This is a genomic window from Arthrobacter sp. 05N428_2 (genome assembly GCF_056397065.1).
Window position 1 is genome coordinate 135,282 of record NZ_JBFTMR010000008.1, and the last position, 23,953, is coordinate 159,234.

Here is a 23,953-nt window from a genome sequence, read left to right on the forward strand (position 1 = left end):
ATGACGACCACGGCAGATTCCCCCACCGCACGGGCCGCGGAGCTCGCCGCCCGGCGCGAGCCGTTCGTGCACGCCACGGTGGTACGCGCCCAGCATCCCACCAGCGCCCGCGCCGGAGACACCGCCCTGGTGCTGCCCGGCGGCGAGATCCACGGTTTCGTCGGCGGCAGCTGCGTCGAGTCCTCGGTCCGGGAGTACGGCCTGCGGGCGCTCGCCTCCGGGGAACCGCTGTTGCTGCGCGTCCTGCCGGGCGAGCCGTCGCACCGGGCCGAGGAGGGCGCCGTCGAAGTGTCCAACCCGTGCCTGAGCGGCGGTGCGATCGAGATCTTCCTGCAGCCGCGCATCCCGGCGCCCCGGGTGGTGGTGGTCGGGGCCGCGCCGGTGGCGCAGGCGCTCGCCGCGCTCGGGGCCGGCGTCGGTTTCGACGTCGAACTCGCCGACGGCGACGCGGCGGAGCCCCGCCCGGACGACGCCGCCCTGATCGTGGCCTCACACGGCAAAGCCGAGGAGGGCGCCCTCGAGGCCGCGCTGCGCGCCGGGGTCCCGTACGTGGCCCTCGTGGCGAGCGAGACGCGCGGTGCCGCCGTGCTGGACTCGCTTGAGGTGGATGACGTGCTCCGCTCACGGGTCTACACCCCGGCGGGCCTGCAGCTTGGGGCCCGGACGCCTGGCGAGATCGCGCTGTCCATCCTCGCGCAGCTGGTGCAGGAGCGGGCTGCGGCGCGGGCCCATGCACAAACCGACGGCGTTCCGGCGCCGTCCACCCCGCAGCCGAAGACAGCGGTGGACCCGGTGTGTGGCATGTCGGTGCCAGCGGTGGAGGCGTCCCTGCACCTCGAGCACAACGGCGCCACGGTGTACTTTTGCTCCCCCGGCTGTCGGGCCTCCTTCCGTAAGGATCCGGAGCGCTATGCCCTCATCAGCTGACTCGCCCCGCCTGGCCCGTACCGCGGCCGTCATCCTCGCCGCCGGCAGCTCGCGGCGCCTGGGCCGGCCCAAACAGCTGCTCCCCTACGGCGAGGGAGTGCTGCTGGATGCCGTGCTCGCGACGGCGCGGCGCTGCGGGTTCGGCCAGACCGTGCTGACGCTGGGCGGATCGGCCGAGGAGGTACTCGGCGCCGTGGACACCACCGGCTGTGAGGTGGCGCTCAACCCTGACTACGGCGAGGGCTGCTCGTCCTCGATCGCCGCGGCGCTGGGTTCCCTGCGGCCGGATACCCAGTCGGTGGTGCTGCTGCTGGGCGACCAGCCGGGTGTCAGTGCTGGGAGTGTTGCCCCGTTGCTGCGGGCGCTGTTCCGCCCTGACGGTCCCGGGGCCGCCGTGTGCCGCTACGACGACGGCGTGGGCCATCCGCTCGCGTTCAGCCGGCGGATGCTGCCGGAACTGTCCTCGCTGCACGGGGACAAGGCCGTGTGGAAGCTATTGGAGCAGCGGTCGGACGACGTCGTCGAGGTGCCCACGCCCGGTCCGGTCCCCCTCGACGTCGACACCGAGGATGACTACCGGCGGGTGCTCGCCGCCTTGCAGGAGGCCGGGTGAACACGGCCGCCCGGACGGGAGCCGAAGAAGAGGTGCAACGGCGGATCCCCGACGTGGCCGCCCTGATGACCGAGTTGGACAAGCACGACTACCTGGCCGATGCCGGGCTCGCCACCGCACTCTTCCTCGCGGTGCGGCTGCCGCAACCCATCCTGTTGGAGGGTGAGGCCGGGGTGGGCAAGACGGAAGCAGCAAAGACCCTGGCCCGGCTGCTGGACACCCCGCTGTACCGGCTGCAGTGCTACGAGGGGATCGACGCCGGCGAAGCCCTCTACGAGTGGAACCACCAACGCCAGCTGCTGGGCATCCGGCTGGCCGAGGCCCGGGACGCGCAGGTCAGCGAAGCCGAACTGTTCGGCCCCCAGTACCTGCTGCGCCGGCCGCTGCTGCAGGCCATCGAGCACCCGGGGCCGCGTCCGGCCGTGCTGCTGCTGGACGAGATCGACCGGGCCGATGCGGAGTTCGAGGCATTCACCTTTGAGCTGCTCGCAGAAGCCTCGGTCACCATCCCCGAACTCGGCACCATCCGCGCCACCCATCCGCCCATCGTCGTGCTGACCTCCAACCGCACCCGGGACCTCCACGACGCACTGACCCGCCGCTGCCTCTACCACTGGATCGACTATCCCGGGCCGACCAGGATCGCCGAGATCGTGCGGCGCCGGGTGCCGGCCAGCAGCGGCCCGCTGGCGTTGCAGGCCGCCGCGGTCATCACTCGGCTGCGGACCCTGGACCTGGCCAAGCCGCCCGGGATTTCCGAGGCGATCGACTGGGTCTCGGCGCTCGCAGTGCTCGGCATCGAACAGATCGACGCCGCGACGGCCGAACAGACCTGGGGGTCGATCGTGAAAAACCGCGACGACCTGGAACTGGTGGGCTCCCGGGGGGCGGCCTGGCTGGTGGGCGGCACCAATGACTGAACCGACACTGCAGCCGCAGTCCTCGCGGCCGTTCGTCGAGGCCGCCTCGCTCGCCGCGGCCTTCATCACAGCGCTGCGCGGCGCCGGTGTCTCGTGCTCCCCCGACCGGGCGGCCCGGCTGGCGGTGGCACTCCGGCTGGTCCCGCCGATGGACCTGGAACGGCTTTACTGGACCTTGCGGGTGGTCCTGGTCTCCAGCCGTGAGCAGCTGCCGGCATTCGACGCCGTGTTCGGCGCCGTCTTCCGGGGCGGCTTCGATCAGGCCGCCGCGCTGGACCGCCAGTTCGGCGAACCTGTGGCTGTCCCGGCAGCCCCGCCGCCCGCGGATGCGGCGCGCACCCGCCCCGCGGCTGACACCGGGCGCGCGACCGCGCCGGGCCGCACCGCCGAACGGCAGCATCCTGCCGTGGCAGCGGGACGGGAAAACGCTGGGGACCGGCCCGCCCCGGAGCGTGAGGCCCTGCTGGCGATGGCTTCCGCGGAGGAGCACCTCCACGGGATGAATTTTGCCGCGCTCACCGAGGCGGAAGCCGCCGAGATCCGCCGGCTGGCCGCCCGGATCCTGTTGGCAACACCCGTTCGACTGAGCCGGCGCACGCGCAAGTCGCCCCACAGCAGCGCGCGGCTGGACGTCCGGGCCACCGTGCGGGCCGCCCGACGCTCCGGCTCTGACGTTGCCACGCTCCGCTACGCCGAACGCCAAGTGCAACGGCGCAAGCTGGTGCTCTTGTGCGACGTCTCCGGCTCGATGGACCCCTATTCGCGGATCTTCCTGGCGCTCCTGCAGGGCGCCGTCACCACCGCCGGGGCGGAGGCCTTCGTGTTCTCCACCCGGCTGACGCGCCTGACCAAGCAGCTGGCCCAGCGCAATCCGGATCTGGCACTCGCCCGGGCCGCCGCCACCGCACCGGACTGGGCCAGCGGCACCAGGATCGCCGAGAGCCTGCGGCGCTTCGTGGACGAACACGGCCGCCGAGGACTCGCCCGGGGCGCCGTCGTGGTGATCTTCTCCGACGGCTGGGCGCAGGAGGACCCGGAACAAGTCGCGGCCCAGATGGCCCGGCTGCGCAGGCTCGCGCACCGGGTGGTCTGGGTGAATCCGCGCAAGGCCGCGCCGGGCTATCAGCCGCTGGCCGGCGGCATCGCCGCTGCGCTGCCCTACTGCGACGCCTTCGTGAGCGGACACAGCTACACGGCGCTGGCGGAGGTGGCCGCCGCCGTCCGCGGCGGCGGCCCGTACGCAGCCGGAGCAGCCGGAAGGCCCGCAGCTGGACGGCAGACCGCTGGCAGACAAGCAGCCGGACGACAAGCAGCCGGAAGACAAGGCACCTCAAGTTAAGGGAGCAGCTAATGCAGATAGACAGCAGTTTCGCGGTGGTCGCCCCGATCGGCACGGTCTGGGCCACCCTGATGGACTTCGAACGTGTGGCTGGCTGCCTTCCGGGCGCCCGGATCCTGAACAAGCTATCCGAGGATGCCTATCAGGTGGGCATGACCGTCAAGCTGGGCCCGGTAAACATGCAGTACAAGGGCCTGCTCAACGTCCTGGAGCGCGACCCAGCGGAGCACCGGGCCGTGCTGGGCGGCAAGGCCCAGGAAACCCGCGGCCAGGGCACCGCGGAAGCCACGGTCACAATGGCCCTCACCGAGGACGGAACCACGACAAAGGGAACCGTCAGTGCCAACTTGGCACTGTCCGGCAAGGCGGCCGCGATGGGCAAGAGCGTGATCGGCAGCGTCACCGAGCAGATGATGGGACTCTTCGCGGACAATCTGCAGTCCATGCTGACCGAACCCCCAGCGCCGGCCGTGGACGGGGCGGTCGATGCGGCAGGGGAACCGGCGCCGCCCGCACCGGCGCCAGCGGTCGCCGCACCCGTGCCCGCAACAACGGGCACCGGCACGCCGTCGGCATCGCCGACCGCTGCCCCGTCGACCCGGGTCCCGACCCCGTCGAGCAATCTGGATGTCTTCAGCCTCGCCAGGGGCGTCGCCGTCGACCAGCTCTCCAGCCCCGGCAAGGTCGTCGGCGTGGTCGCAGCGGTGGCCTGCCTCTCCTACTGGGCGGGCCGGCGGTCGGCGTTCCGGATGCTCCGGCTCTGCGGAAGGCTCTAGGGAGGGCCCCATGCGCGACGTCCTGGCGGCCATCATGCCGGGCTGGCGGCAGGGCAGCACCGCCGGCCTGGCCACCGTCGTGAACACGTTCAGATCCGCGCCCCGGCTGCCGGGGGCATCGATGCTCGTCACCGCCGGCGGCGAGGCCGTGGGCTCGGTTTCCGGCGGCTGCGTCGAGGGTGCCGTCTACGAACTGGCCACCCAGGTCAAGGAGGACGGCGTCCCGGTGCTGGTGCGGTACGGGATCAGCGACGACGATGCGTTCGCCGTCGGCCTCACCYGCGGCGGCATCATCGATATCTTCGTCGAGCCGGTCTCGCGGGAGCGATTCGCGGAGCTCGACGCCGTCCGGCAGGACATCGCCGACGACAAGCGCGTGGGGGTGGCCACGGTGATCGAGCACCCTGACAGCAGCTGGCTGGGGCGGCACCTGGTGGTGCGCCCGGACGGCTTCAAAGGCAACCTGGGGTCCGAGCGGGCCAACCTCGCGGTCGGCGACGACACCCAAGGCTATTTGGCCGCCGGCCGGACCGGCATCCTGAGCTACGGCCCGGACGGAGAACGGCTGGACAGCGGGATGCGGGTCTTTTTCACCAGTTACGCCCCGCCGCCGCGGATGCTCGTCTTCGGCGCCATCGACTTCGCCGCGGCCCTGGCGCGGCTCGGCAGCTTCCTGGGCTACCGGGTCACCGTCTGCGACGCCCGCGCCGTCTTCGCCACGCCGGCAAGGTTCCCCGAGGCCGCCGAGGTGGTCAACGAATGGCCGCACCGCTATCTTGCCGGGCAGCAGGAGCACGGGCTGGTGGACGAACGGACCGTGCTCTGCGTCCTCACGCACGACCCAAAGTTCGACATACCCCTGTTGAAGGTCGCCCTGCGCGGCAGTCCGCTGGCGTTTGTCGGGGCCATGGGTTCACGCCGCACCCACGAGGACCGGATCAGGCGGCTGCGCGAGGAAGGACTGGACGCGGCCGCGCTGTCCCGGCTGCACAGCCCCGTGGGCCTGGACCTCGGCGCCCGGACCCCGGAGGAGACAGCGGTGTCCATCGCCGCGGAGATCATCGCCAAGCAGTGGAGCGGCAGCGGGGAACCGCTGCGGCAACTGGACCAACGAATCCACCACGACGAAACGCTGTGAGATGGAACCCATGCTCGGAAACGAGGCCTTCCGTTGGGCCGCCTCAGCCGTGCTGCTCGCCGCGGCCCTCGCCGCCTTCTTGGCGGCGGTCTGGCCGTCCCCGTCGTACCCGCCGGCATTCCGGATCGACCGGGGACTCAACGCATTGATGCTGACGTCCCTGGCTCTGATGCTGCACCCGTCATGGACGGTCCCCGTCCTGCCGCAGATCCTGATCTTCCTGCTGGCCGCGTGGTGGTTTGTCCTCCGGGCTTCGTCCCGGCGTCCGACGTCCCAGCCCGCTTCTTTGCCCGCGGGACGCCGCCGCGCCCGGGATACCGGGCGGGGTACCGGCCGCGGAACATTGCTGTACCACGCGCTGACAATGGCCGCCATGGCGTACATGCTGCTGGCCGGGGCGACGTCCGGCGCGAGCCCGGTCCCTGCCCGCTCTAGCGCGGCCGCCGTCGTGGCGCCGCATCACTTTGCGGCCGCCCCGACGGCGGTCCTGCTGCCGGAACTGGCAACCGCCGGAGCGGTCGTTTTGCCCTCCCTGCTGGCGGCGTTCTTCGGGTTCGCCGCGATCCTGTGGAGTGTGAGGCTGATCCGGCAGCTGCTCTCCCGCGCGCCGGGTGGCAGCCGGAGCGCGTTCCAGGAACTCGCCGGTGCGGCTCTGATGGCACTGATGTTCGTGTCCCTGGCCGCATCCCGACTTCCGGCCTGACCACCGGGCCGGACGGCCCGGGAGTGGCCGCCAATCGCCTCGCTGGTCCGCAGCCGCCGCCCGAAGCGCGGCGCGCCGGGCGTAAGCTCGTGCCATGGCGAGATTCTTCGATGTGCACCCCGACAATCCCCAGCACCGCTCCGTCACCCAGGTGGTGGAGTTGCTAAAGTCCGGCGGCTTGATCGCGTACCCCACCGACTCCTGCTACGCCCTCGGCGCCCAGCTGGGAAACAAGGACGCCCTCGACAGGATCCGCAGCATCCGGCACCTTAGCGACAAGCACCACTTCACGCTGGTCTGCAAGGACTTCGCACAACTCGGCCAGTTTGTGCAGATCGACAACGACGTCTTCCGCAGCATCAAGGCCGTCACTCCGGGCAGCTACACCTTCATCCTGCCGGCCACCAAGGAGGTGCCGCGGCGGCTGTTGCACCCGAAGAAGAAGACGGTCGGCGTCCGGATTCCGGACCACAAAGTGGTGCAGGAGCTCCTGGCCGAACTTGGCGAGCCGCTGCTCTCCAGCACACTGCTGCTGCCGGACGAGGAGGAGCCCCTCACCCAGGGCTGGGAAATCAAGGAACGGCTGGACCACGTGGTGGACGCCGTCATTGATTCCGGCGACTGCGGAGCGGAGCCGACGACGGTGATCGACTACTCAAGCGGTGTCGCCGAGGTGGTCCGTCACGGCATGGGCGACCCGTCCCGGTTCGAGTAGGCAGGCGCCGGCCCTAGGACCGGCCCTGGAAGCTGTAGCGCAGGATCCGGGCCTTTCGGGCCATGCTGGGGATGCGTCCGGAAATCCTCGTCGCCAACCGTAGCCACGTCGGGAACAGCTCCACCTCGGGGGCGTGGGCCAGACTCGTCTCCTCGACCAGTTTCAGCTGCTGGTCCCACCTCTCGGGCTGGTGTGCATCCTTGAAGCCGGGATAGCCGCTCCACTGACTGGCGACGGCGTTGAACATCCGCTGCGGAGCAATCCTGACGGCGATCCTGCTTGCCCAGCCAATGCGGCCGTAATCGTTGAAAGCCAGTTCACCCGACTGGAAATGGCCGGTCATCCGTTTCAGCAGCGAGGTAATCTCCGCCTCGCTGAGGAACGCCAGCAACCCGTTGGCGATCAGCAGCGCCGGGCGCTGCGACGGGATCGTGTCCGGCCACCGCCCATCGGCGAGCGTTGCCGCCACCGAGTGCGCCCGGGCATTCGGCGGCAGGACGGCGTCGCGCACGGCGATAACCGCGGGAAAGTCAATGCTGTACCAGTCGATCGACGCCGGCGGCCGCACCCGTGACATGCCGTCGTCCAGACCGGCTCCGAGGTCCACCACGACGGCGTCCGGGTGATCGGCTGTGAACGCCCGGACCCGGTCATCGAGCATCTTGGTCCGCAACGCTTCCTGACAAACCACACTGGTCACCACCCCCAGGCCGGCGAAGTCATAGTCGATGCCGGCGACAACCTCGGCGGCGCGGGTGTCCCCCAGAATCGGCTGCCGCGAACGGCTATCGAGTGCCCGGGCGTACAACGTCAAGAGCGCGGTCTCTTCCAGCGGGGTGAACCCGCCGACATCAATTCCCATGCTCCACCCCTCCCGAAAGTCCCGTCCCCGTCCGCGGGGCCGGCAGTTGCTCGCGCCTCAGGCACCGGCGGCGCCGTGAGGTTCCGCCGCCGTCACACCGCCGCGCGGGCCCGCTGCAGGAAGGAATCCAGGACTCGGCCGGCATTCTCGTGCAGCCTGTCGTCAGCCGCCAGCCGCTCCGGACCGGCTGGCTGCAGCCGTTCACCGAGGCAGAGCAGGGCCGCGAGGGCCTCGGAGAGTTCCGCGTTCGCCTCCGCGCGCTGCCGCAGCAGCCGCAGATGCGCCGCTTGGAGGGCCGGTCCCGGCGAGCAGGCCAGGTCTCGGTCAAAGAGGCGGCGGCAGCGGTCGTAGGCGGACAGCCCCTCGGCGGGCAGACCGGCCAGCTCATACGCTGTGACCAGCACCGTCCACGCCCTCTCATTCAGCGGCTCCGCCCGGACTGCCGCCTGGGACCAGCGGATCGCGTCATCAAGCCGTTCAAGGAAGGTCGCCGCCTCGGCCGCTGAAATCATCGCCGCGACCCGCTCGGCGGCGTGGCGGGTACGGGCCTCGTCGGCCCAGTCCGCGACGAGTTCGAAGCCGAGCAGGGGTTCAGCCGAGAGCTCTAGAGCCTCGATCAGCAGCGGATAGGCATCGGCAGGTGAGGCAAGGCGCGCCGCGCCGAGCAACGCACGGAAGCGTGAGAGGTCCAGTTCCACGAGCTGGGGTTCTAACACGTAGCCGCTGTTGGCAGTCCGGAGCGGCCCCGTCTTGGTCTGCCCCGGCTGGATTGCGCGGCGGATGCCGCTGACGTAGCTCTCGAGCGTCGCCACCGCCCCGTTGCTTGCGCTCGGCCCCCAGAGGATCTCGACCAGCCGGGTCTTGGAGACAGGCGTGCCCAGGTTCAGCAGCAGGACCTCAAGAATGTGGCGCGGCTTGCACCCGCCCAAATCCGCGGCAGTGAGGGCCTGCCCCACCCGCCGGATTTCCAGCGAACCAAACAATTGAACCGATATTGAGAGTGCTGCTCCCGGTGCGTTATCCACGATGTTCTCCGATTTCCCCAGGCAATTCGATTCAAATCGCGCATTCGAGAGCCGAAAATGCGACAGAACAGTGCACGAAGAAACCGCTGTTCGATCCGGCCCTCAAGGCCACCGTGACACGGTGCCCGGGTGGCAACAAGCAAGTCAACTACCCGATTTGTCGAGCTGCGAAAGACGGGTAGGGGCGCAGGCATCGCCGAGTACGCGCCCAAGGGCAGTTGCGAGTGGCCGGGGCCTTGACCAAGTAGGAAGTGGGAAAAACCGGGCAGCCTCAGGTACCGCCGCGCTCTGCCGCTTAGCACCCCGCCAGGATGGCCGCCGTCGCACCCGGCGCTATTTGGCCGCGGCGGGGGCAGAATTGAATCAGGTTGCTTCACTTTGACCGCAACATCCAGATCAAGCACGGCCAGATTGAGAGGGTGCGCCATGAACACCGGGAAAGCACGCGTCACACTGCTGCTGACAGCGGTCCTGCTGGGCACCGCGGGCTGCGCCTCCGGGGGCGGGACGGCGGCCCCGTCCACGGCCATGGCCCCGCCGCCCAGCGCATCGGCCACCGGAAGCATGGACATGAGCTCCAGCGGCACCCCGACCAGCGGTTCGACGGCGGCAAATTCGCCGGCAAGTTCGACGGCGGCCATCACCATCAGCGGCTTTGCCTTCGGCGCGCCGCTGGTTGTCCCCGCCGGCGCGACGGTGACCGTGACCAACATGGACAGCGCCGAGCATACGGTCACCGCCGACACCGGCTCGGCGTTCGACGTCGAAATCAAGGGCAGCGGCGGCACGGCAACCTTCACGGCACCGTCCACTCCGGGAACCTACGCCTTCCACTGCAAGTATCACCCCAACATGCACGGGTCGCTGACGGTCAAGTGAGCGTACCCATCCGCCGCGGCACGCTGGCCCGGGGACGCGCCCGGGGACTGGACCTGGCCCTGCGGGGGCTGACCGCTGTTGCCCTGCTGACCGACGCCGGCGTCCACTTCCACCTCGCCCCCGGTTACCAGGCCGGGTCGCCGCAGGGTATCGGCCAGGGCAACTTGTTCCTGCTCGAAGCCGCCGCGGCTGCGCTCGCCGCGCTGGCTGTGCTGTTGCGCGGCAGCCGGGCGGCCTACGCTTTCGCCTTCCTGGTGGCGCTGAGTGCCTTCGCCGCCGTCGTGTTCTTCCGCTACGTGGACCTGCCCGCGTTCGGTCCGTTCCCGGCCATGTACGAGCCCGTCTGGTACTTCGAGAAGACTGCCAGCGCCGTCGCGGAGGGCGCCGGCGCGGTCCTCGCGGGCATCGGCTTGGCCCGCACGCGGCGTGCCGGCGCCACCGGGCGGGTCCACCGATGAGCCGACGACGCATGTCCTGAACGGCGCGTTGCTAGCATGGGGGCGAGGTGTCCATGCAAAATAGAATCCCCCGCCGCGCGACGGCCGACCTGACGGTCGCCGCGGCCGCGTACCTGGCAGCGGGCACTTGGCTGGCGTCTGTTTCCGCCCCGAATGCTGCCGCCGGTTTCCTGGCCGTGGGCGCCGGTGCCGCCCTGCTGGGCCGCCCTGCCGGCGCCATCCTGCTGCGGAGGCCCCGGATCTGCACTCCGGCCGACCGGGTCACCCTGGTCCGGGCAGGGCTGGCGGCATGCTGCGCGGTCCTCACCGTCAGCGGCGTCCTCGGCCGGCAGCTCCCGGGAACGCTGCCTGTCGTCCTCGGCGCTGCGGCCTTCGCTCTCGACGCCGTCGACGGTCCGGTGGCGCGGCGCACCGGCTCCGCCACCGCCGCGGGCGCGCGTCTGGACACGGAGACAGATGCCGCGCTCACCCTCGTGCTGTCCGGTGCCGCCGCTGTGACCGTGGGGCTATGGACGCTCCTGATCGGGCTGCTGTACTACGTGTTCACCCTTGCCGGCCGGTGGCGCCCGGGCCTGAAGCAAACCCTTCCGCCTTCACCGGTGCGCAAGGCCATCGGCGGCTGCCAGCCGGTGGCCCTGCTGTTTGCCCTTGCACCCGGTGTCCCGCCGGCTCCGGCGACGCTGGCCGTCGTCGCGGCCCTGGCGCTGCTGTTGTTCTCATTCGGCCGGGACGTAGCCGTCCTGGAGAGGATGCGCTCCGCCCGGCTGCGCCACCCGGAGCTGGTCGGCTGAATCTGTGCTGCGCTTAGTCCTTGCTCCGGGCCCGACTGGGCTGTACCCGCGGCGGTTCGCCGGGCATCTTCGGGAAATCCGGCGGGAACGGCAGCTCCCCGAGGCCCGAGGCCAGGTCCCGCTCCCACCACCCAAGCAGGACATCGATTGAGCCCGGGTGGGACTGCATGTCGGCCCAGGGATCCCCGGTGGCCTTGAGCCGCGCCGGGACCGTGGCGACGGTGAAGTGCAACGGGTCCGCACCGTCCAGCTCGTCCCAGCCCAGCGGGCAGGACACGGTGGCTGCGGGAAGCGCCCGGGGGCTGTAAGCCCCGGCTATGGTGCGGTCACGGTTGGCCTGGTTGAAATCTACGAAGACTCTGGCGCCGCGTTCCTCCTTCCACCACGCCGTGGTGACTTCCGCCGGCATCCGCCGCTCGAGTTCGCGGGCGGCAGCGATGACGGCGTGCCGCACCTCGAGGAACTCATGCTCCGGCTCGATCGGCGCGAAGACGTGCAGTCCACGGTTGCCGGAGGTCTTGATGAAGGCGGTCAACCCCGCCTCGGCCAGCACCTTGCGCAATTCCAGGGCCGCGGGCACGGCATCACCGAAGCCGGTGCCGGGCTGCGGGTCAAGGTCGATCCGCAGCTGGTCCGGGTTGTCAGGGTTTCGGGCTCTCGACGCCCACGGGTGGAAGACCACGGTGTTCATCTGCACGGCCCATACGGCGGCGGCCGTATCGTTGATCACCAACTGGGGATGGGACCGGCCGCTCGGATAGACCACGTCGACGGCATCCACGAAGTCCGGGGCGCCCTTGGGCGGGTTCTTCGAGAAGAACTGCTCACCGTCGACGCCGCCGGAGAACCGTTGCAAGGTGATGGGCCGGTCGCCGTTGGCCGCCAAAAAGGGCTCCCCCACGGCGATCATGTACTGCGCAAGGTCCAGCTTGGTCAGGCCTGCCTCGGGCCAGAGCAGCCTGCTGGGGCTTGAAATCCTGATGTCCCTGCTGCCGTCCGGTCCCTCCACGGAAACCATTGCTTCGTCGCGCGCCATGAGGACAAGCTACCCCGGGGCAACGCGCAGCGAAAGCGCCAGACCGGGTCCGATGAGCTGGCAGCGAGGCCATGGCAGGCACCGCCGGCCCCGGCCGCGCCCGGGTCCCGTCAGAGCCAGGCGGTCCTGCGCAGCGGCGGTTCGGCGCCGCCTGGGCGCCGCACCAAAATCTGGTTAACCCCGGTCACGCCGACTTCGAATCCCAGCGCACTGGCGGCCATGTAAAGGCGCCAGACCCTGGCCCGGCCGAGGCTGCTGGCCTCGGCCGCCTCGTCCCAGTGGCTCTCCAGGTTCTGCACCCAGGCCCGCAGGGTCAGCGCGTAGTGTTGGCGCAGCGCCTCGACGTCGAGCACCTCAAAGCCGCCGCCCTCCAGGGCGACCATCATCTCGGCCAGGCTAAGCATCTCCCCGTCCGGAAAAACGTACCGCGGGATAAACGAATCGGGATCCGGGTCGGTTGGCCCGGCGTTCCACGAGATGGCGTGGTTCAACAGCCGGCCGCCGGGGTGCAGGAGCCCATGCAGTCGGGACACATAGCGGCCCATCTGTTCGCGGCCCACGTGTTCAGACATGCCGATGGAACTGATGGCGTCGAAGGGGCCGTCGTCCACGTCGCGGTAGTCCTGGACGCGGATCTCCACCCGGTCCGTCAGCCCCGCTTCGGCAACCCGTTTGCGCGCCAGTTCGGCCTGCTCGGCGGACAGCGTGACGCCCACGACGTCGGCCCCGTAGCGTTGGGCGGCGTGCAGCGCGAAGCTGCCCCAGCCGCAGCCGACGTCCAGGACGCGCATTCCGGGACGCAGTCCGAGCTTGCGGCACACCAGGTCGAGCTTCGCTTCCTGGGCCGCGTCCAGGCCGGTGTCCGGGCTGTCCCAGACCGCGCAGGAGTAGACCAGGGTAGGACCCAGCACGAGGGCATAGAACCGGTTGCCGACGTCGTAATGGTGAGAGATGGCGGCGGCGTCACGCCGGCGGGAGTGTCGGCGCCCCTTGCGGGCCACCCGGGCTTCTTCCGGAGGCAGCGCCGGATTCGGGCCCAGCGCGCCGAGCCGCACTGCTGCAGCGGCCAACGCCACAAGCTCCCGGACGGTGGGCCTTCGGAACGGCCCGGGTTCAGCGAACTTGCCCGCCGAACTGAGGGCGGCGAAGGTGGCGAAGATGTCATCCGGCGCTTCAATGTCGCCGGCTACGTAGGCACGGCTCAGGCCCAATTGGCCGGGTGACCAGAGGATCCGCCGCAGCGCCCGGCGCGAGTGGAACACCACCCGGGGGGCGCCCTCCGGTCCTGCCTCCGAACCATCCCAGGCACGCAACCGAAGCGGGATGTCGGTGGTTCCAAGAACAATGGCCAGTGCCCCGGCCAGCCGCGTCGCGGCCCCAGCAGTTGTTGCCATGCTTGATTCCTCTCAGACGCCGGCATCCCAGCCTCAATCTATTGGCAACCGGGCCGCCGGAACAGGGGCCGGACGTCCCCGATGCGGCCGGCAGCGGGAAACCCGGCGGGCTGGTACTCCCGGCGGGCGGTGATTAGGGTGGCTCACATGGCTGAGAGTTTTTCGTCCCTGGTGGACGCGTTCAAGAATGTCGGGGTGTCCCGCGCCTACGGCGACCCCGTCCAGTTCGGCGGCGAGGAACTTATCCCCGTGGCGCTGGTGTCCTTCGGGTTCGGCGGCGGAAGTGCCCCGGCTTCCGACGATGCACCGGCGGGCTCGGGCGGCGGGGGCGGCGGCTTCGTACTGCCCCTCGGGGTGTATGCCGGCCGACGGGGCGGCGGGGTCGTGTTCCGGCCCAACCCGATCGCCGTGCTGATGGGCCTGGCACCGCTGGTGTGCGCCATTGGCCTGTCACTGCGCGGCTTGACCTCGCGCGGCGTCCTGCGCGGAAAACTGCATGGCCGCTGAGCTTCCCCTGGGATTCGACGTCGACGGCAGCACCGTTTCTGCCGTCTACGGCCGTCCCGCCGGCCCCTTCGCAACGCTGGTCGTGGCCCACGGCGCGGGCGCCGGGATGGAGCACCCGTTCCTGCGGGGCTTCACCGCCGCCCTGAACGACGACGGCGTCGCAACCCTGCGCTTCAACTTCCCGTACCGGGAGGCGGGCCGGAAGTTCCCGGACCGGCCGCCAGCCGCCATCGCGGCCTGGCGCGCAGCCATGGACGCCGCCGCTGCCCGCAGCGAGGGCGAACCGCTCTGGGCCGCTGGCAAGTCTTTTGGCGGCCGGATGGCGTCAATGGCCGTGGCCGAAGGCATGGCCGCGGAGGGACTGGTGTTCCTGGGTTATCCGCTGCATCCGCCCGGCAAACCGGAAAAGCTGCGCGACGAGCATCTCTACGGCCTGACGCTGCCCATGCTCTTCCTCCAGGGCAGCAGGGACACGTTCGCCACCCGCGGGCTGCTGGAGTCGGTCGTGGCGCGCATCGGTCCCAACGCAACGCTGCAGTGGCTGGAGGGCGGGGACCATTCCTTCGCCGTGGCGGCCAGCAAGCGGCCGCCGGAGGAGGTCGGTGCTGCCTTGGCGGCTCCGGTGGCGGGGTTCCTCCGGCAGCACAGCACGCGCCCGGCTTCCGGGAGTGCCACGTGAGGACGCCCGGCAGCGCACCTGGCCCCGGCCGACCGGGAGCGCTGCACGACGACGACGTCCCGGCCTGGTGGCAGCGGCTGGGGCTCCCGGGACTGATCGATATCCACACGCATTTCCTGCCTGAGCGGATGCTGCGTAGGGTCTGGGCCCATTTCGACGATGCCGGGCCGCTCGTGGGCCGGCCCTGGCCGATCACCTACCGGACGGACCAAGACAGCAGGCTGGCGCGGCTCCGCATGCTGGGGGTCCGGCGCTTCACGGCTCTGGCTTACGCGCACCGGCCGGGGATGGCCGCCGACCTCAACGACTTCACGCTGGCCCTCGCCGCGGTCGAGCCGGACTGCGTCCCCAGCGCCACGTTCTTCCCCGAGGACGGCGTACTGCAGCAGGTCTCCTCCGCCCTCGACCGGGGCGCGCGGGTCTTTAAGATCCACGCCCAGGTGGGCGGTTTCGACGTGCGGGAGCCAGCCCTGGACGCCGTCTGGGGGCTCCTGGCCGACGCGGCCGTGCCCGTGGTGGTGCATGTGGGCAGCGGCCCGGTGCCGCGGCCCGGCTTCACCGGCCCGGACAAACTCGAGGGAGTGCTGCGACGGCACCCGGGGCTCACCGCCGTCGTCGCGCACCTGGGCACGCCGGAATACCGCGAGTTTATGGCCCTGGCCGAGCGGTACCCCAACGTCCATCTGGACACCACCATGGCCTTTACCGACTTCTTCGAAGCAGTGGCACCGTTCCCCGCCGCGCTGCTGCCCAGGCTCGCCGGACTCGCGGACCGGGTTGTGCTAGGCAGCGACTTCCCCAACATCCCCTACCACTACGCGCACCAGCTTGAGTCGCTCGAACGGCTGCGCGACAAGGAGCCCAGGCTCGACGACGACTGGTTGCGGGCCGTCTGCTGGTTCAACGCCGAGCGGCTGCTCGGCGGCTGAGCCCGCGGCAGGCCCCCGGAAGGCCCGTGCTGGACGGTGGTTCCCATATCGGCTGCCAGCCTGAAAGATGGTGCCCATGAGCAAACCATATGAAGCCTCCCGCCGGGTCGAGTCCGACAACCCCGAGGCGGTCGATTCAGCCGTCCGCGAGGCCACCCGGGAACTGCGCGACGGCCTCCAGCGTGACGGAATCGAAGTCAGCTTCCAGGACCTGGCCCTGCTGGGCCATTCAGAGTCCTGGGACGGCGAGGGGCAGCGCTGGGTCCACGTCGCCTGGGACGGCGGAGGCAGGCTAAGTCTGTGCCGCACGGGCCGGGCCTGAACTTCACATCTTGCTTTTGACCTTGGCGGTCGCTCGCGCGGTCCACGGATCCTCCGGCCAGGGATGCTTCGGATAGCGGCCGCGCATCTCGGCCCGGACCTGCGCGTAGGGCCCGGACCAGAAGGACGCCAGATCATCGGTCACGGCGAGCTGGCGCCTCGCCGGCGACAGCAGGTGGAACAGCACCGGGACGCGGCCGTCCACCAGCCGCGGTGTCTGATCCCAGCCGAAGCACTCCTGCAGCTTGACCGCGATCACCGGCCGGGCGCCGTCGTCCCCCACCGGCGGGTAGTCGATGCGCACCCGCGAGCCGCTCGGCACCAGCAGCGTCTCCGGCGCCAGCTCGCCCAGCCGGGCCGCCTCGGGCCAGGGCAGCAGCCGCCGCAACGGCTCGGCCAGTCCGATGCTGCTTGTGGCGGCTCCGGCGGCCAGGGCCTCAAGTTCCGGTGCCAGCCACTCATCCAGCCGGGCCAGCAGGGACGGCTCGGATACGTCGGGCCACGGGTCCCCCAGTTCGTGGTGGAGCAGGGCCAGGCGCCGCCGCAGCGCATCCGCCGCCGGAGACCAGCCGATGGCCTGCAGCCCGGCAAGCCCCAGAGCCCGTGCCACCGCTGCCCGGCCCTCCGCCGCGGACGGCCGCACCGGCGTCGAAGAGAGCACGATCGCGCCGAGGCGGCGTTCCCGCCGGGCCGTGACCCGGCCCTGGCCAAATCCGGCCTCCACCGTTTCGACCAGCAGGTGCGCCGCTGCGGCCTCCGCAGCGTCCGCCGTCAGCGGGGCGGCCGACCGGATGACGGCGCCGGTACCGGCGGCGTCCTGCCCTTCGGCGCGCGACACCTCGGCGACGGCCAGCCATTCGTGGCCCGCGAGCCGGCTGCCCCGCGGGAGTCCGGCGCGGCTGCCGGAGCTGAGTAAGTACCGCTCCCCCACGCCCGGGACCCGGCGTGCCACCCGGTCCGGGAAAGCAAGCGCGACAACGAAGCCGACGCCCTCCGGGCCGCCAATCGCGCCCGCCGCCGTGGCGCCGCTGCCGGATCCGGATTGGCGCGCAATCGCCTCCATCCGGCGGATGTCGTCGGCCCAGCGCCCGGAGCCAGGGTCCCGGCCGGACCGCAGGGCGTGCAGGAGCCCGGTCAGATCGGCGCCGGGGGCCCGCTCGCCGCCGGCGACGACGGCGACGGCCTCCGCCGCGCTGCGGTGCCCGACAACTGACGCACCGTCCAGCAAGGCGCGGGCGAGCCGCGGATCGGCGGGCACCCGGGCCAGCAGCTTGCCCAGTTCGGTGGCAAGTCCGGCCGGGCCCACGGCGCCCAGTTCGCGCAGCACTTCAACCGCCTCGTCCATCGCCGCTCGGGGCGGGGCGTCGGGCAGGGCGAGCCCGCGGCCGCCGGGTGATCCCCAGCAGGCCAGAACCAGGGCCGCGCCGGTGAGGTCCGCCACCGCCATCTCCGGTGTCTGGTGCGCCGGGGCGGCGCCGTAGCTCTTCTGGTCATAGCAGCGCACCACAAGGCCCGGACCTTGCCGGGCGGCGCGGCCAGCGCGCTGTTCGGCCGAGGCCCGGGAGCAGGACACCGTTACGAGGCCCGTCATGCCGCGCCCGGCGTCCCGCCGCGGCTCACGGGACAGCCCGGAGTCGACCACCAGACGTACACCCGGAACCGTCAGGGAGGATTCGGCGAGCGCCGTGGCGACAATGATCCGCGGCGGTTCGCCGGGGCCGCGGCCGGACACGGCCCGGTCCTGCAGGGCCGGGCCGACCTGGCCGTGCAGCTCCAACACCTCCGCATGCACCCGTCCGCGCAGCCGCGCGGCGACGTAAGAGACCTCCCGTGCCCCCGGAACGAAGACCAGGGCGTCGCTGTCCCGTCCGGCGGCGAGCGCCGCGGCGTGGGCGTGGGCCGCAGTGGCGGCCACGTGGTCCAGGAAAGCGTGGGTCACGCCGCGGGGGTCCAGCCGGGGACCTGGTGCCGGCGCCCATTGGATCTCCAGCGGGTACAGCGCGGACGGGCAGCCGACGACGGGAGCCGCGCCGCCGTCGTCGTCGACGGGAGCCCTTCCGGTACGGGATTCAGCCGGCGGGTTCTCCGCCAGCAGCGCGGCAAACCGGGCCGCGTCCAGGGTCGCTGACATGGCAACCAGCGTGAGATCGCCGCGGAGCTGGCGGACCTCGGCGAGCATGCCCAGCAGCAGGTCGGTTTCCAGGCCGCGTTCGTGGACTTCGTCGAGCACCACCGCGCCGGTATCCTCCAGACCCGGATCGGCCAGCAGCCGGCGCAGCAGGATGCCCGGCGTCACGAATTCAATCCAGGTTCCGGGGCCGGCCCTGCGGTCCCCGCGGACCGTATAGCCGACGCGGTCGCCCAGCGTGCTGCCGTCCAGCTCGGCGAGGCGCCGGGCCGCGGACCGTGCGGCCACGCGGCGCGGCTGGGTCACCACGATGTGCCGAGCGCCGCCGCGCGGGGCAAGGTTGGCCAGAAGCGGGGGCACCAGCGTGGTTTTCCCCGTTCCGGGCGGTGCTTCCACGACCGCTGCCCCGCCCGCGGCACCGGCGTGCAGCGCGTCCGAGAGCCGTCCCAGTGCACCGGCGAACACCAGGCCGGCACCGATGGCGTCGAGGTTGAACGGCCGGTGCGCTGGGTCCGGGGCGGCGGGCGTTGAGGTCACCCCTCCATTGTCCCCCGCGGAGCGGCGTGTCCGGCAAAACCGCGGGCTCTTGCCGGCGCTCCCGCCTTCCCACCACGCGGTGCGTCCGCGGTCGTGGTTGGACCGAATTTACGGAAGACTGGGAGCTTCCCGACGAAGAAGGTGCAGCCCCATTGATTAAGCTCCAGCAGGACGCCGACGGCTTCATCCGCATGACCCGGCACTTCCCGGCCAGCGCTCCGATCACCATYAGCTTCGCCGACGGATCCACTGAGGAATGCACCGGCCGGCAACTGAACGAGGCCTACGACGCGGCCGTCGCCGAGTACCGCGCACTCAACCACCTGGATGCGAAGGGCTTTTCCCGGGCCCCCAGGAAGAGGACCGACGCCGGCACCAAGGTCGAGTTCGTTCGCGTCCATCCGGGTCTGGCCGGCTGACGGCAGCATCCGGAGCCCACCGGGGATGTGGACCGGTGAGGGAGTCCCTGCCGGTACCCGGATCAGCAGGCACTCCCTTCTCCGCGGCACCGGATGGTCTGATGGAACCAACGGCATCCACCCGCCCGCATTTCCACACGATCCGGCAGGAATTAGGTCTGCCCGGAACAAAGCGGGCCGGCCGTGTGTTTGCCCCTACTGTGGCCCAGGGCGACCTGTCTGCCGGCCACGGACTCCGGGTGGACCGGAAGGCGCTGAAGATGCCTGTCCGCGCTTCACCCCGACTCCCCTCTCCCCCACGACCGCTGCTAGACCGACGACTCATACTGGAGAAGAATTGCTTACCGTAAACGCTTACGCTGCCCCGTCTGCCACCGAGGACCTCGTCCCCACCACCATCCAACGCCGCGATGTCGGCCCGCATGACGTCCTCATCGACATTAAGTTCGCCGGCATCTGTCACTCGGACATCCACACCGTCCGCGGCGACTGGGGTCCGCAGTCCTACCCGCTCGCTCCCGGCCACGAGATCGCCGGCATCGTCACCGAGATCGGCTCGGCCGTGACCAAGCACGCCGTCGGTGACCGTGTCGGCGTCGGCTGCATGGTTAACTCCTGCGGTGAGTGCGCCAACTGCCAGGCCGGCGAGGAGCAGTACTGCCTCAAGGGCAACACCGGCACCTACGGTGCCGTTGACCGCGACGGCACCATCACCCAGGGCGGCTACTCCACCCGCGTCGTCGTGACCGAGGACTTCGTGGTGAGCATTCCCGACGGCATTGAGCTCGACGTCGCCGCACCCCTGCTGTGCGCCGGCATCACCACCTACTCGCCGCTGCGCCACTGGAACGCCGGCCCCGGCAAAAAAGTCGCCATTGTCGGCCTGGGCGGACTCGGCCACATGGCCGTCAAGATCGCCCACGCCATGGGCGCCGAGGTTACGGTGCTCTCCCAGTCACTCAAGAAGCAGGAAGACGGCCTCCGCCTCGGCGCGGACCACTACTTCGCGACGAGCGACGAGAACACCTTCAGCGAACTCGCCGGCAGCTTCGATTTGATCATCAACACCGTCAGCGCCTCGATCGACATCAGCTCCTACCTGCAGCTGCTGACCCTCGACGGCGCCCTGGTCAACGTCGGAGCGCCGGCCGAACCGCTGCCGGTGAACGCGTTCGCGCTGATCGCGGGACGCCGCTCCTTCGCCGGTTCGATGATCGGCGGCATCCGCCAGACCCAGGAAATGCTGGACTTCTGCGCCGAACACCACCTCGGCGCCGAGATCGAGGTCATCCCGGCCGGGAAGATCAACGAAGCCTACGAGCGTGTGCTCGCCTCCGACGTGCGCTACCGCTTTGTGATCGATACGGCCACGCTGGCGTAGGTCCGACGGCCGTACCGGACCGTTTCCCTATCCCGGCCCGATTCAGGGGTGCGGAACCCCTAACGGCCGGGAAACGTTAACCTTCCCATGGCCTTCCGGACGCTTTGAAATCACCGTCCGGAAATACCTTTGCAATAAAGCAGGTGCATGCTGGAAAGGACTCCCGATCGAGTCGCCGTTGTGAGAGAGCAGGGTTGCCGTGAATCCATTGATCATTCTGACCGCAGTCACCGCCCCGCGCGATGGCGGCCGGCCCGGCGCGGCAATCCGGCCGATCCGGGCCGCCGACCTCGATGAGCTGTCCGCGATGTACCGGGATTCGTACGCCGACAGCCTGCCCCAGCCTGCGGACCGGACGTCCGGCTGGATCAACGCCCTGCTCGACGGAGCCGAGGGCCGGCACGTTCCGGAGGCTTCCGCGGTGGTGGCGGGCCCGGACGGACAGCTCGCGGCCGCCATCATCGTCACCGAGCCAGTTCCCGGCAGCGCGGGCGACTGGGATTCGGTGATCGCCGAACTGTTTACCCACCCCGAGCATCGCCGGCAGGGGTTGGCCGAGGAGCTGCTGGGGCACTGCCTGCACGTGCTGTACACCCTGGGCCGCTCCAGGGTGGCGGTCACGGTGGACAGCGGAAATTCAGCCGCCCTGGCGTTCTACCTGTCCCGCGATTTCCGCCGTGCGGCCGACGACTACGAAGACGGAGACCTGGCCGGCCCGGTCCTGCCGGTTCCCTTCCGCGCCGGACCGGGCCGATGCTAGCTTGGGCGGATGGACGTCCTAGACTGGCTGCTCGACTCCGATCCCGCAATCCGCTGGCAGGTGTTGCGCGATCTGACGGACGCCCCCGCGCAGGTCGTGGCAGCCGAACGGGCGCAGGTCGCGGCCCGCGGCTGGGGCGCCCGTCTGCTTGCGTTGCAGGGCGGAGACGGGCAGTGGGACGGCGGCACGTACCACCCCTGGCCGTTCGATGAATCAGAGCGGGGCCAGCCCTGGACCGCGACTACCTACACGTTGCTGCTGCTCCGCGACTTCGGACTCGATCCCGGCAGCGGTGAGGCTCGCGCCGCCGTCGCGAGCGTCCGCGACCGCAGTCGCTGGGAAGAGGATGGCCAACCCTTCTTCGAGGGCGAGGTAGAGCCCTGCGTCAACGGCATGGCTGTCGCCCTGGGCGCTTACTTGGGCGAGAACGTCGACGGCATCGTCACCCGGCTGCTCGCCGAACAGCTCGACGACGGCGGCTGGAACTGTGAGGCGGAACGCGGCTCGACGCGCTCCTCGTTCGACACCACGATCAATGTCCTCGAGGGGCTACTGGAGTACGGCCGTGCCCGGGCTGGCTGCGGCCCGGCAGCGCGGCGAGGAATACCTGCTCGAGCGGGGCCTGCTTCGGCCGAAAAGCAACGGAGTACTGATCGACCCGGCGTGGCTGCGGTTCTCCTACCCGACCCGCTGGCACTTCGACGTGCTGCGCGGCCTCGAGTACTTCCGGGCCGCCGGCAGCGTTCCGGACGCACGGCTCGGCGAGGCCCTTGACCTGGTGCGCTCGAAACGCCTGCCCGGCGGGACGTGGCTGCTGGAAAACAGCCATCCGGGACGGATCCACTTTCCACTGGACGAGGGAGACGGCCGCCCCGGCCGCTGGAACACCTTGCGGGCCCAGCGCGTGCTCAACTGGGCCGAAGGCGCCTGACTTGTTTGTAACTTCGATGGAAATATGGCTAGATTTGACTCAACGCATCGAGCATTCCGGGGGGAAGTATGAACAAGGCGCAGCGCCGCGCTCACATGGAACCGCCCTGCCCGGCCTGCGGCGCGCGGGTGGTCCCGACCTGGAAGGACGAACGTCCCCGGACGGAACGCCAGCCGGACTGGCAGGTAAGCGCCAGACAGTGCAGCAGCCTGAGCTGCGAGCTCAACGACCCGCAGCAGTGGTGAAGGCTCGGCTGTCCGGCGACATGGCGCCGTCGTGACAGTCCGGAGCGCCGGTCTGCTGCTGTACCGCCGCACGACAGCCTCGGCGCTGGAGCTGTGGATCGCCCACATGGGCGGCCCGTTCTGGGCCCGCAAGGATGCCGCGGCCTGGTCCATTCCGAAAGGCGAATTCACCGGCAACGAGGACCCGCTGGCAGCCGCGCACCGCGAGTTCGCGGAGGAAATCGGTACACCGGCGCCGCCCGCCGATTACTTCCCGCTGGGAAGCTTCCGGCAGGCCTCGGGCAAAGTCATCACGGTCTTCGCGGCAGAAGTCGAGTTCCAGCCGGAGCGGATTGTGAGCAACACCTTTCCGCTGGAATGGCCGCGGGGATCCGGCACTGTCCGCGAGTACCCCGAGATTGACGACGCCGCGTGGGTCCCCGAGGCCGAAGCCCGCACCAAGTTGGTGCGCGGCCAACTCCCAGTCCTGGACGCGCTCATCCGGCACGTGCGGGGCGACGGTGGAAATAAGTCCTTGTCACGAACGTGACAAGCGATAAGCATGGATTGTCACACTACGCCCGATTAATGTAACGAACTGTCAGTTTCACAGGACTTCGGATCGGGAGCGACCATGCGCCATCTGATAGGACATCGACTGTCCGCCTTCACGGCGGCGCTGGCTCTAGGCGTGACAGGCGCCGCGGTGGCCGGTCCCGCGGCCGCCGACCCGCGCACACCACCGAGAAGACCCCGACGGCCAGCATGGCCGAGCCGGACTTCATCGCAGCCTACGGAAAGCAGCTCGCGCCGTTCGGCCATCAGTTGACGCCGTCCGGGGACGCGTTCACATCCGCAGCCGAGATCGGCGCCGCTACTGCCATCGAGTTCGGGCCGGTCGGGAAGATGATCGCCGCGGCCGAGCCGGTCCGGCGCGGCGGGGGCTCCGCAATGGTGCTGAACCGCTCGAGGTAGGCTCCGGCAAGACGGGCCGGCCGGGACCGCTAGTCCTGCGGCCGGCCCGCGTTCAGGCCTTTGACGTAGGCGGCCTGCCCCACGTGTTGCAGGCAATCGGCGAGGGTACTGACCAGCCGCACGCCGAGGCTGACGGGCGGGTCCCAGCGGGTGTCAACGATCCGGTCCAGGTCTTCGTCATCCAGGGTTTTCAGGAATCCAACCGTCTGCCGGTGGACGGCGTCGTAGTAGGCAAGCAGCAGCTCGGGCGCAGCCTGTACAGCGTCGACTTGGCCGGAGCTGTGGCCGTAGCCGGTGTCCCGCGGGGACAGCGGGAGGTCGAAACGGTCGGCGAAGCCCTGGGAACTCCAGACCTGCTCGAGGCCGGCGGCGGAGGCGAGCTGGACGTCCTCCACCCGGCCCAGGTGCCAGAGGAGCCAGGTGATCGAGTTTCCGTTGCCCGCCGGCCGCCGGGCCGCGGCCGCAGCGTCGACCCCCTCGAGCGTGGCGGCCACGGTCTGGCGGATCCGGCCAAAGGCGTCCAACAGCAGATCTTCGGTTTTCACTACAGGTTCCTCCCGTGCGTTGTCGCTACGCCCCATGCTTG

At 70.3% G+C, this 23,953-nt stretch carries 26 protein-coding genes and 2 pseudogenes; 22 read left to right on the forward strand and 6 right to left on the reverse strand.

Annotated elements, in window-relative coordinates; genetic code table 11:
- The 8 genes from AC1DGI_RS11190 (at position 1) to AC1DGI_RS11225 (ending at position 7,131) form a co-directional block, all read left to right on the forward strand.
- Positions 1-927 carry an XdhC family protein gene (locus tag AC1DGI_RS11190; protein ID WP_476898848.1) on the forward strand — a complete coding sequence of 309 codons (927 nt, stop codon included), beginning with the start codon at positions 1-3 and terminating at the stop codon, positions 925-927.
- Positions 911-1,540, forward strand: a complete 630-nt coding sequence (locus AC1DGI_RS11195) for a nucleotidyltransferase family protein (protein ID WP_476898849.1) — start codon at positions 911-913, stop codon at positions 1,538-1,540. Before AC1DGI_RS11190 ends, AC1DGI_RS11195 begins: the two co-directional genes overlap by 17 nt.
- Complete coding sequence (locus AC1DGI_RS11200) at positions 1,537-2,460, forward strand: AAA family ATPase (protein ID WP_476898850.1); 924 nt, start codon at positions 1,537-1,539, stop codon at positions 2,458-2,460. Before AC1DGI_RS11195 ends, AC1DGI_RS11200 begins: the two co-directional genes overlap by 4 nt.
- Positions 2,453-3,799, forward strand: a complete 1,347-nt coding sequence (locus AC1DGI_RS11205; protein WP_476898851.1) for a vWA domain-containing protein — start codon at positions 2,453-2,455, stop codon at positions 3,797-3,799. Before AC1DGI_RS11200 ends, AC1DGI_RS11205 begins: the two co-directional genes overlap by 8 nt.
- Before the next feature lie 11 nt (positions 3,800-3,810).
- Positions 3,811-4,575 carry an SRPBCC family protein gene (locus AC1DGI_RS11210; protein WP_476898852.1) on the forward strand — a complete coding sequence of 255 codons (765 nt, stop codon included), beginning with the start codon at positions 3,811-3,813 and terminating at the stop codon, positions 4,573-4,575.
- 10 nt (positions 4,576-4,585) lie between these two features.
- Complete coding sequence (locus AC1DGI_RS11215; RefSeq protein WP_476898853.1) at positions 4,586-5,713, forward strand: XdhC family protein; 1,128 nt, start codon at positions 4,586-4,588, stop codon at positions 5,711-5,713.
- Positions 5,714-5,723: 10 nt separating this feature from the next.
- Entirely contained in the window at positions 5,724-6,416 is a 693-nt protein-coding gene (locus AC1DGI_RS11220; RefSeq protein WP_476898854.1) for a DUF5134 domain-containing protein, read from the forward strand.
- A gap of 94 nt (positions 6,417-6,510) precedes the next feature.
- The gene (locus tag AC1DGI_RS11225; protein WP_476898855.1) at positions 6,511-7,131 is read left to right on the forward strand and encodes an L-threonylcarbamoyladenylate synthase; all 621 of its coding nucleotides are present in this window, start codon (positions 6,511-6,513) and stop codon (positions 7,129-7,131) included.
- A 13-nt stretch (positions 7,132-7,144) separates the two neighbouring features.
- On the opposite strand, the gene AC1DGI_RS11230 is transcribed toward AC1DGI_RS11225, so the two are convergent.
- Positions 7,145-7,993, reverse strand: a complete 849-nt coding sequence (locus AC1DGI_RS11230; protein WP_441401943.1) for a class I SAM-dependent methyltransferase — start codon at positions 7,991-7,993, stop codon at positions 7,145-7,147.
- A gap of 92 nt (positions 7,994-8,085) precedes the next feature.
- Positions 8,086-9,018: an AfsR/SARP family transcriptional regulator gene (locus tag AC1DGI_RS11235; RefSeq protein WP_476898856.1), complete on the reverse strand. Its 933-nt coding sequence runs from the start codon at positions 9,016-9,018 to the stop codon at positions 8,086-8,088.
- A gap of 426 nt (positions 9,019-9,444) precedes the next feature.
- Between AC1DGI_RS11235 and AC1DGI_RS11240 the strand changes: the two genes are divergently transcribed.
- Genes AC1DGI_RS11240 through AC1DGI_RS11250 form a run of 3 tightly spaced genes read left to right on the forward strand, consistent with a single transcriptional unit; the run spans position 9,445 to position 11,146 of the window.
- Complete coding sequence (locus AC1DGI_RS11240) at positions 9,445-9,897, forward strand: cupredoxin domain-containing protein (RefSeq protein ID WP_476898857.1); 453 nt, start codon at positions 9,445-9,447, stop codon at positions 9,895-9,897.
- The gene (locus tag AC1DGI_RS11245; RefSeq protein WP_441402581.1) at positions 9,894-10,355 is read left to right on the forward strand and encodes a hypothetical protein; all 462 of its coding nucleotides are present in this window, start codon (positions 9,894-9,896) and stop codon (positions 10,353-10,355) included. Before AC1DGI_RS11240 ends, AC1DGI_RS11245 begins: the two co-directional genes overlap by 4 nt.
- A gap of 53 nt (positions 10,356-10,408) precedes the next feature.
- Positions 10,409-11,146 carry a CDP-alcohol phosphatidyltransferase family protein gene (locus tag AC1DGI_RS11250; RefSeq protein ID WP_476898858.1) on the forward strand — a complete coding sequence of 246 codons (738 nt, stop codon included), beginning with the start codon at positions 10,409-10,411 and terminating at the stop codon, positions 11,144-11,146.
- 13 nt (positions 11,147-11,159) lie between these two features.
- Here the strand turns inward: AC1DGI_RS11250 and ligD are convergent, their stop codons facing one another.
- Together ligD and AC1DGI_RS11260 are read right to left on the reverse strand one after the other, a co-directional pair.
- A complete protein-coding gene (ligD, locus tag AC1DGI_RS11255; protein ID WP_441402579.1) occupies positions 11,160-12,182 on the reverse strand; it encodes a non-homologous end-joining DNA ligase in 1,023 nt (340 codons plus the stop codon).
- A 110-nt stretch (positions 12,183-12,292) separates the two neighbouring features.
- Positions 12,293-13,576, reverse strand: a complete 1,284-nt coding sequence (locus tag AC1DGI_RS11260) for a class I SAM-dependent methyltransferase (RefSeq protein WP_476898859.1) — start codon at positions 13,574-13,576, stop codon at positions 12,293-12,295.
- Between the two features lie 147 nt (positions 13,577-13,723).
- Here AC1DGI_RS11260 and AC1DGI_RS11265 point away from each other — a divergent pair, with 147 nt between their 5' ends.
- From AC1DGI_RS11265 to AC1DGI_RS11280, 4 genes are all read left to right on the forward strand, one after another.
- Entirely contained in the window at positions 13,724-14,083 is a 360-nt protein-coding gene (locus tag AC1DGI_RS11265; RefSeq protein ID WP_476898860.1) for a hypothetical protein, read from the forward strand.
- Complete coding sequence (locus AC1DGI_RS11270) at positions 14,073-14,762, forward strand: alpha/beta hydrolase family protein (protein WP_476898861.1); 690 nt, start codon at positions 14,073-14,075, stop codon at positions 14,760-14,762. The genes AC1DGI_RS11265 and AC1DGI_RS11270 overlap by 11 nt, the downstream gene beginning before the upstream one ends.
- Positions 14,759-15,691, forward strand: coding sequence for an amidohydrolase family protein (locus AC1DGI_RS11275; RefSeq protein WP_476898862.1), 933 nt, complete (start codon positions 14,759-14,761; stop codon positions 15,689-15,691). The genes AC1DGI_RS11270 and AC1DGI_RS11275 overlap by 4 nt, the downstream gene beginning before the upstream one ends.
- Before the next feature lie 76 nt (positions 15,692-15,767).
- Complete coding sequence (locus AC1DGI_RS11280; RefSeq protein WP_476898863.1) at positions 15,768-16,013, forward strand: hypothetical protein; 246 nt, start codon at positions 15,768-15,770, stop codon at positions 16,011-16,013.
- 3 nt (positions 16,014-16,016) lie between these two features.
- Here the strand turns inward: AC1DGI_RS11280 and hrpB are convergent, their stop codons facing one another.
- Positions 16,017-18,677 (reverse strand): ATP-dependent helicase HrpB, encoded by a 2,661-nt coding sequence (gene hrpB / locus AC1DGI_RS11285; RefSeq protein WP_476898864.1) that lies wholly within the window; start codon positions 18,675-18,677, stop codon positions 16,017-16,019.
- A 152-nt stretch (positions 18,678-18,829) separates the two neighbouring features.
- Between hrpB and AC1DGI_RS11290 the strand changes: the two genes are divergently transcribed.
- The 7 genes and pseudogenes from AC1DGI_RS11290 to AC1DGI_RS11320 form a co-directional block, all read left to right on the forward strand.
- Positions 18,830-19,096, forward strand: coding sequence for a hypothetical protein (locus AC1DGI_RS11290; protein WP_441403682.1), 267 nt, complete (start codon positions 18,830-18,832; stop codon positions 19,094-19,096).
- Positions 19,097-19,433: 337 nt separating this feature from the next.
- Positions 19,434-20,477: an NAD(P)-dependent alcohol dehydrogenase gene (locus tag AC1DGI_RS11295; protein ID WP_476898865.1), complete on the forward strand. Its 1,044-nt coding sequence runs from the start codon at positions 19,434-19,436 to the stop codon at positions 20,475-20,477.
- A 199-nt stretch (positions 20,478-20,676) separates the two neighbouring features.
- Entirely contained in the window at positions 20,677-21,237 is a 561-nt protein-coding gene (locus AC1DGI_RS11300) for an N-acetyltransferase family protein (protein WP_476898866.1), read from the forward strand.
- Positions 21,238-21,246: 9 nt separating this feature from the next.
- Positions 21,247-22,168, forward strand: a pseudogene (locus tag AC1DGI_RS11305) (hypothetical protein).
- Positions 22,169-22,263: 95 nt separating this feature from the next.
- Positions 22,264-22,413, forward strand: a complete 150-nt coding sequence (locus tag AC1DGI_RS11310) for a DUF7340 domain-containing protein (protein WP_476898911.1) — start codon at positions 22,264-22,266, stop codon at positions 22,411-22,413.
- A gap of 31 nt (positions 22,414-22,444) precedes the next feature.
- On the forward strand, positions 22,445-22,942 hold the full coding sequence (locus AC1DGI_RS11315) for an NUDIX hydrolase (RefSeq protein ID WP_476898867.1): 498 nt from the start codon (positions 22,445-22,447) through the stop codon (positions 22,940-22,942).
- Between the two features lie 218 nt (positions 22,943-23,160).
- Positions 23,161-23,367 (forward strand): annotated as a pseudogene (locus tag AC1DGI_RS11320) (gamma-glutamyltransferase); the annotation flags it as partial.
- 29 nt (positions 23,368-23,396) lie between these two features.
- On the opposite strand, the gene AC1DGI_RS11325 reads toward AC1DGI_RS11320, so the two are convergent.
- Positions 23,397-23,912, reverse strand: coding sequence for a mycothiol transferase (locus AC1DGI_RS11325; RefSeq protein WP_441402836.1), 516 nt, complete (start codon positions 23,910-23,912; stop codon positions 23,397-23,399).
- Positions 23,913-23,953 lie beyond the last annotated feature (41 nt).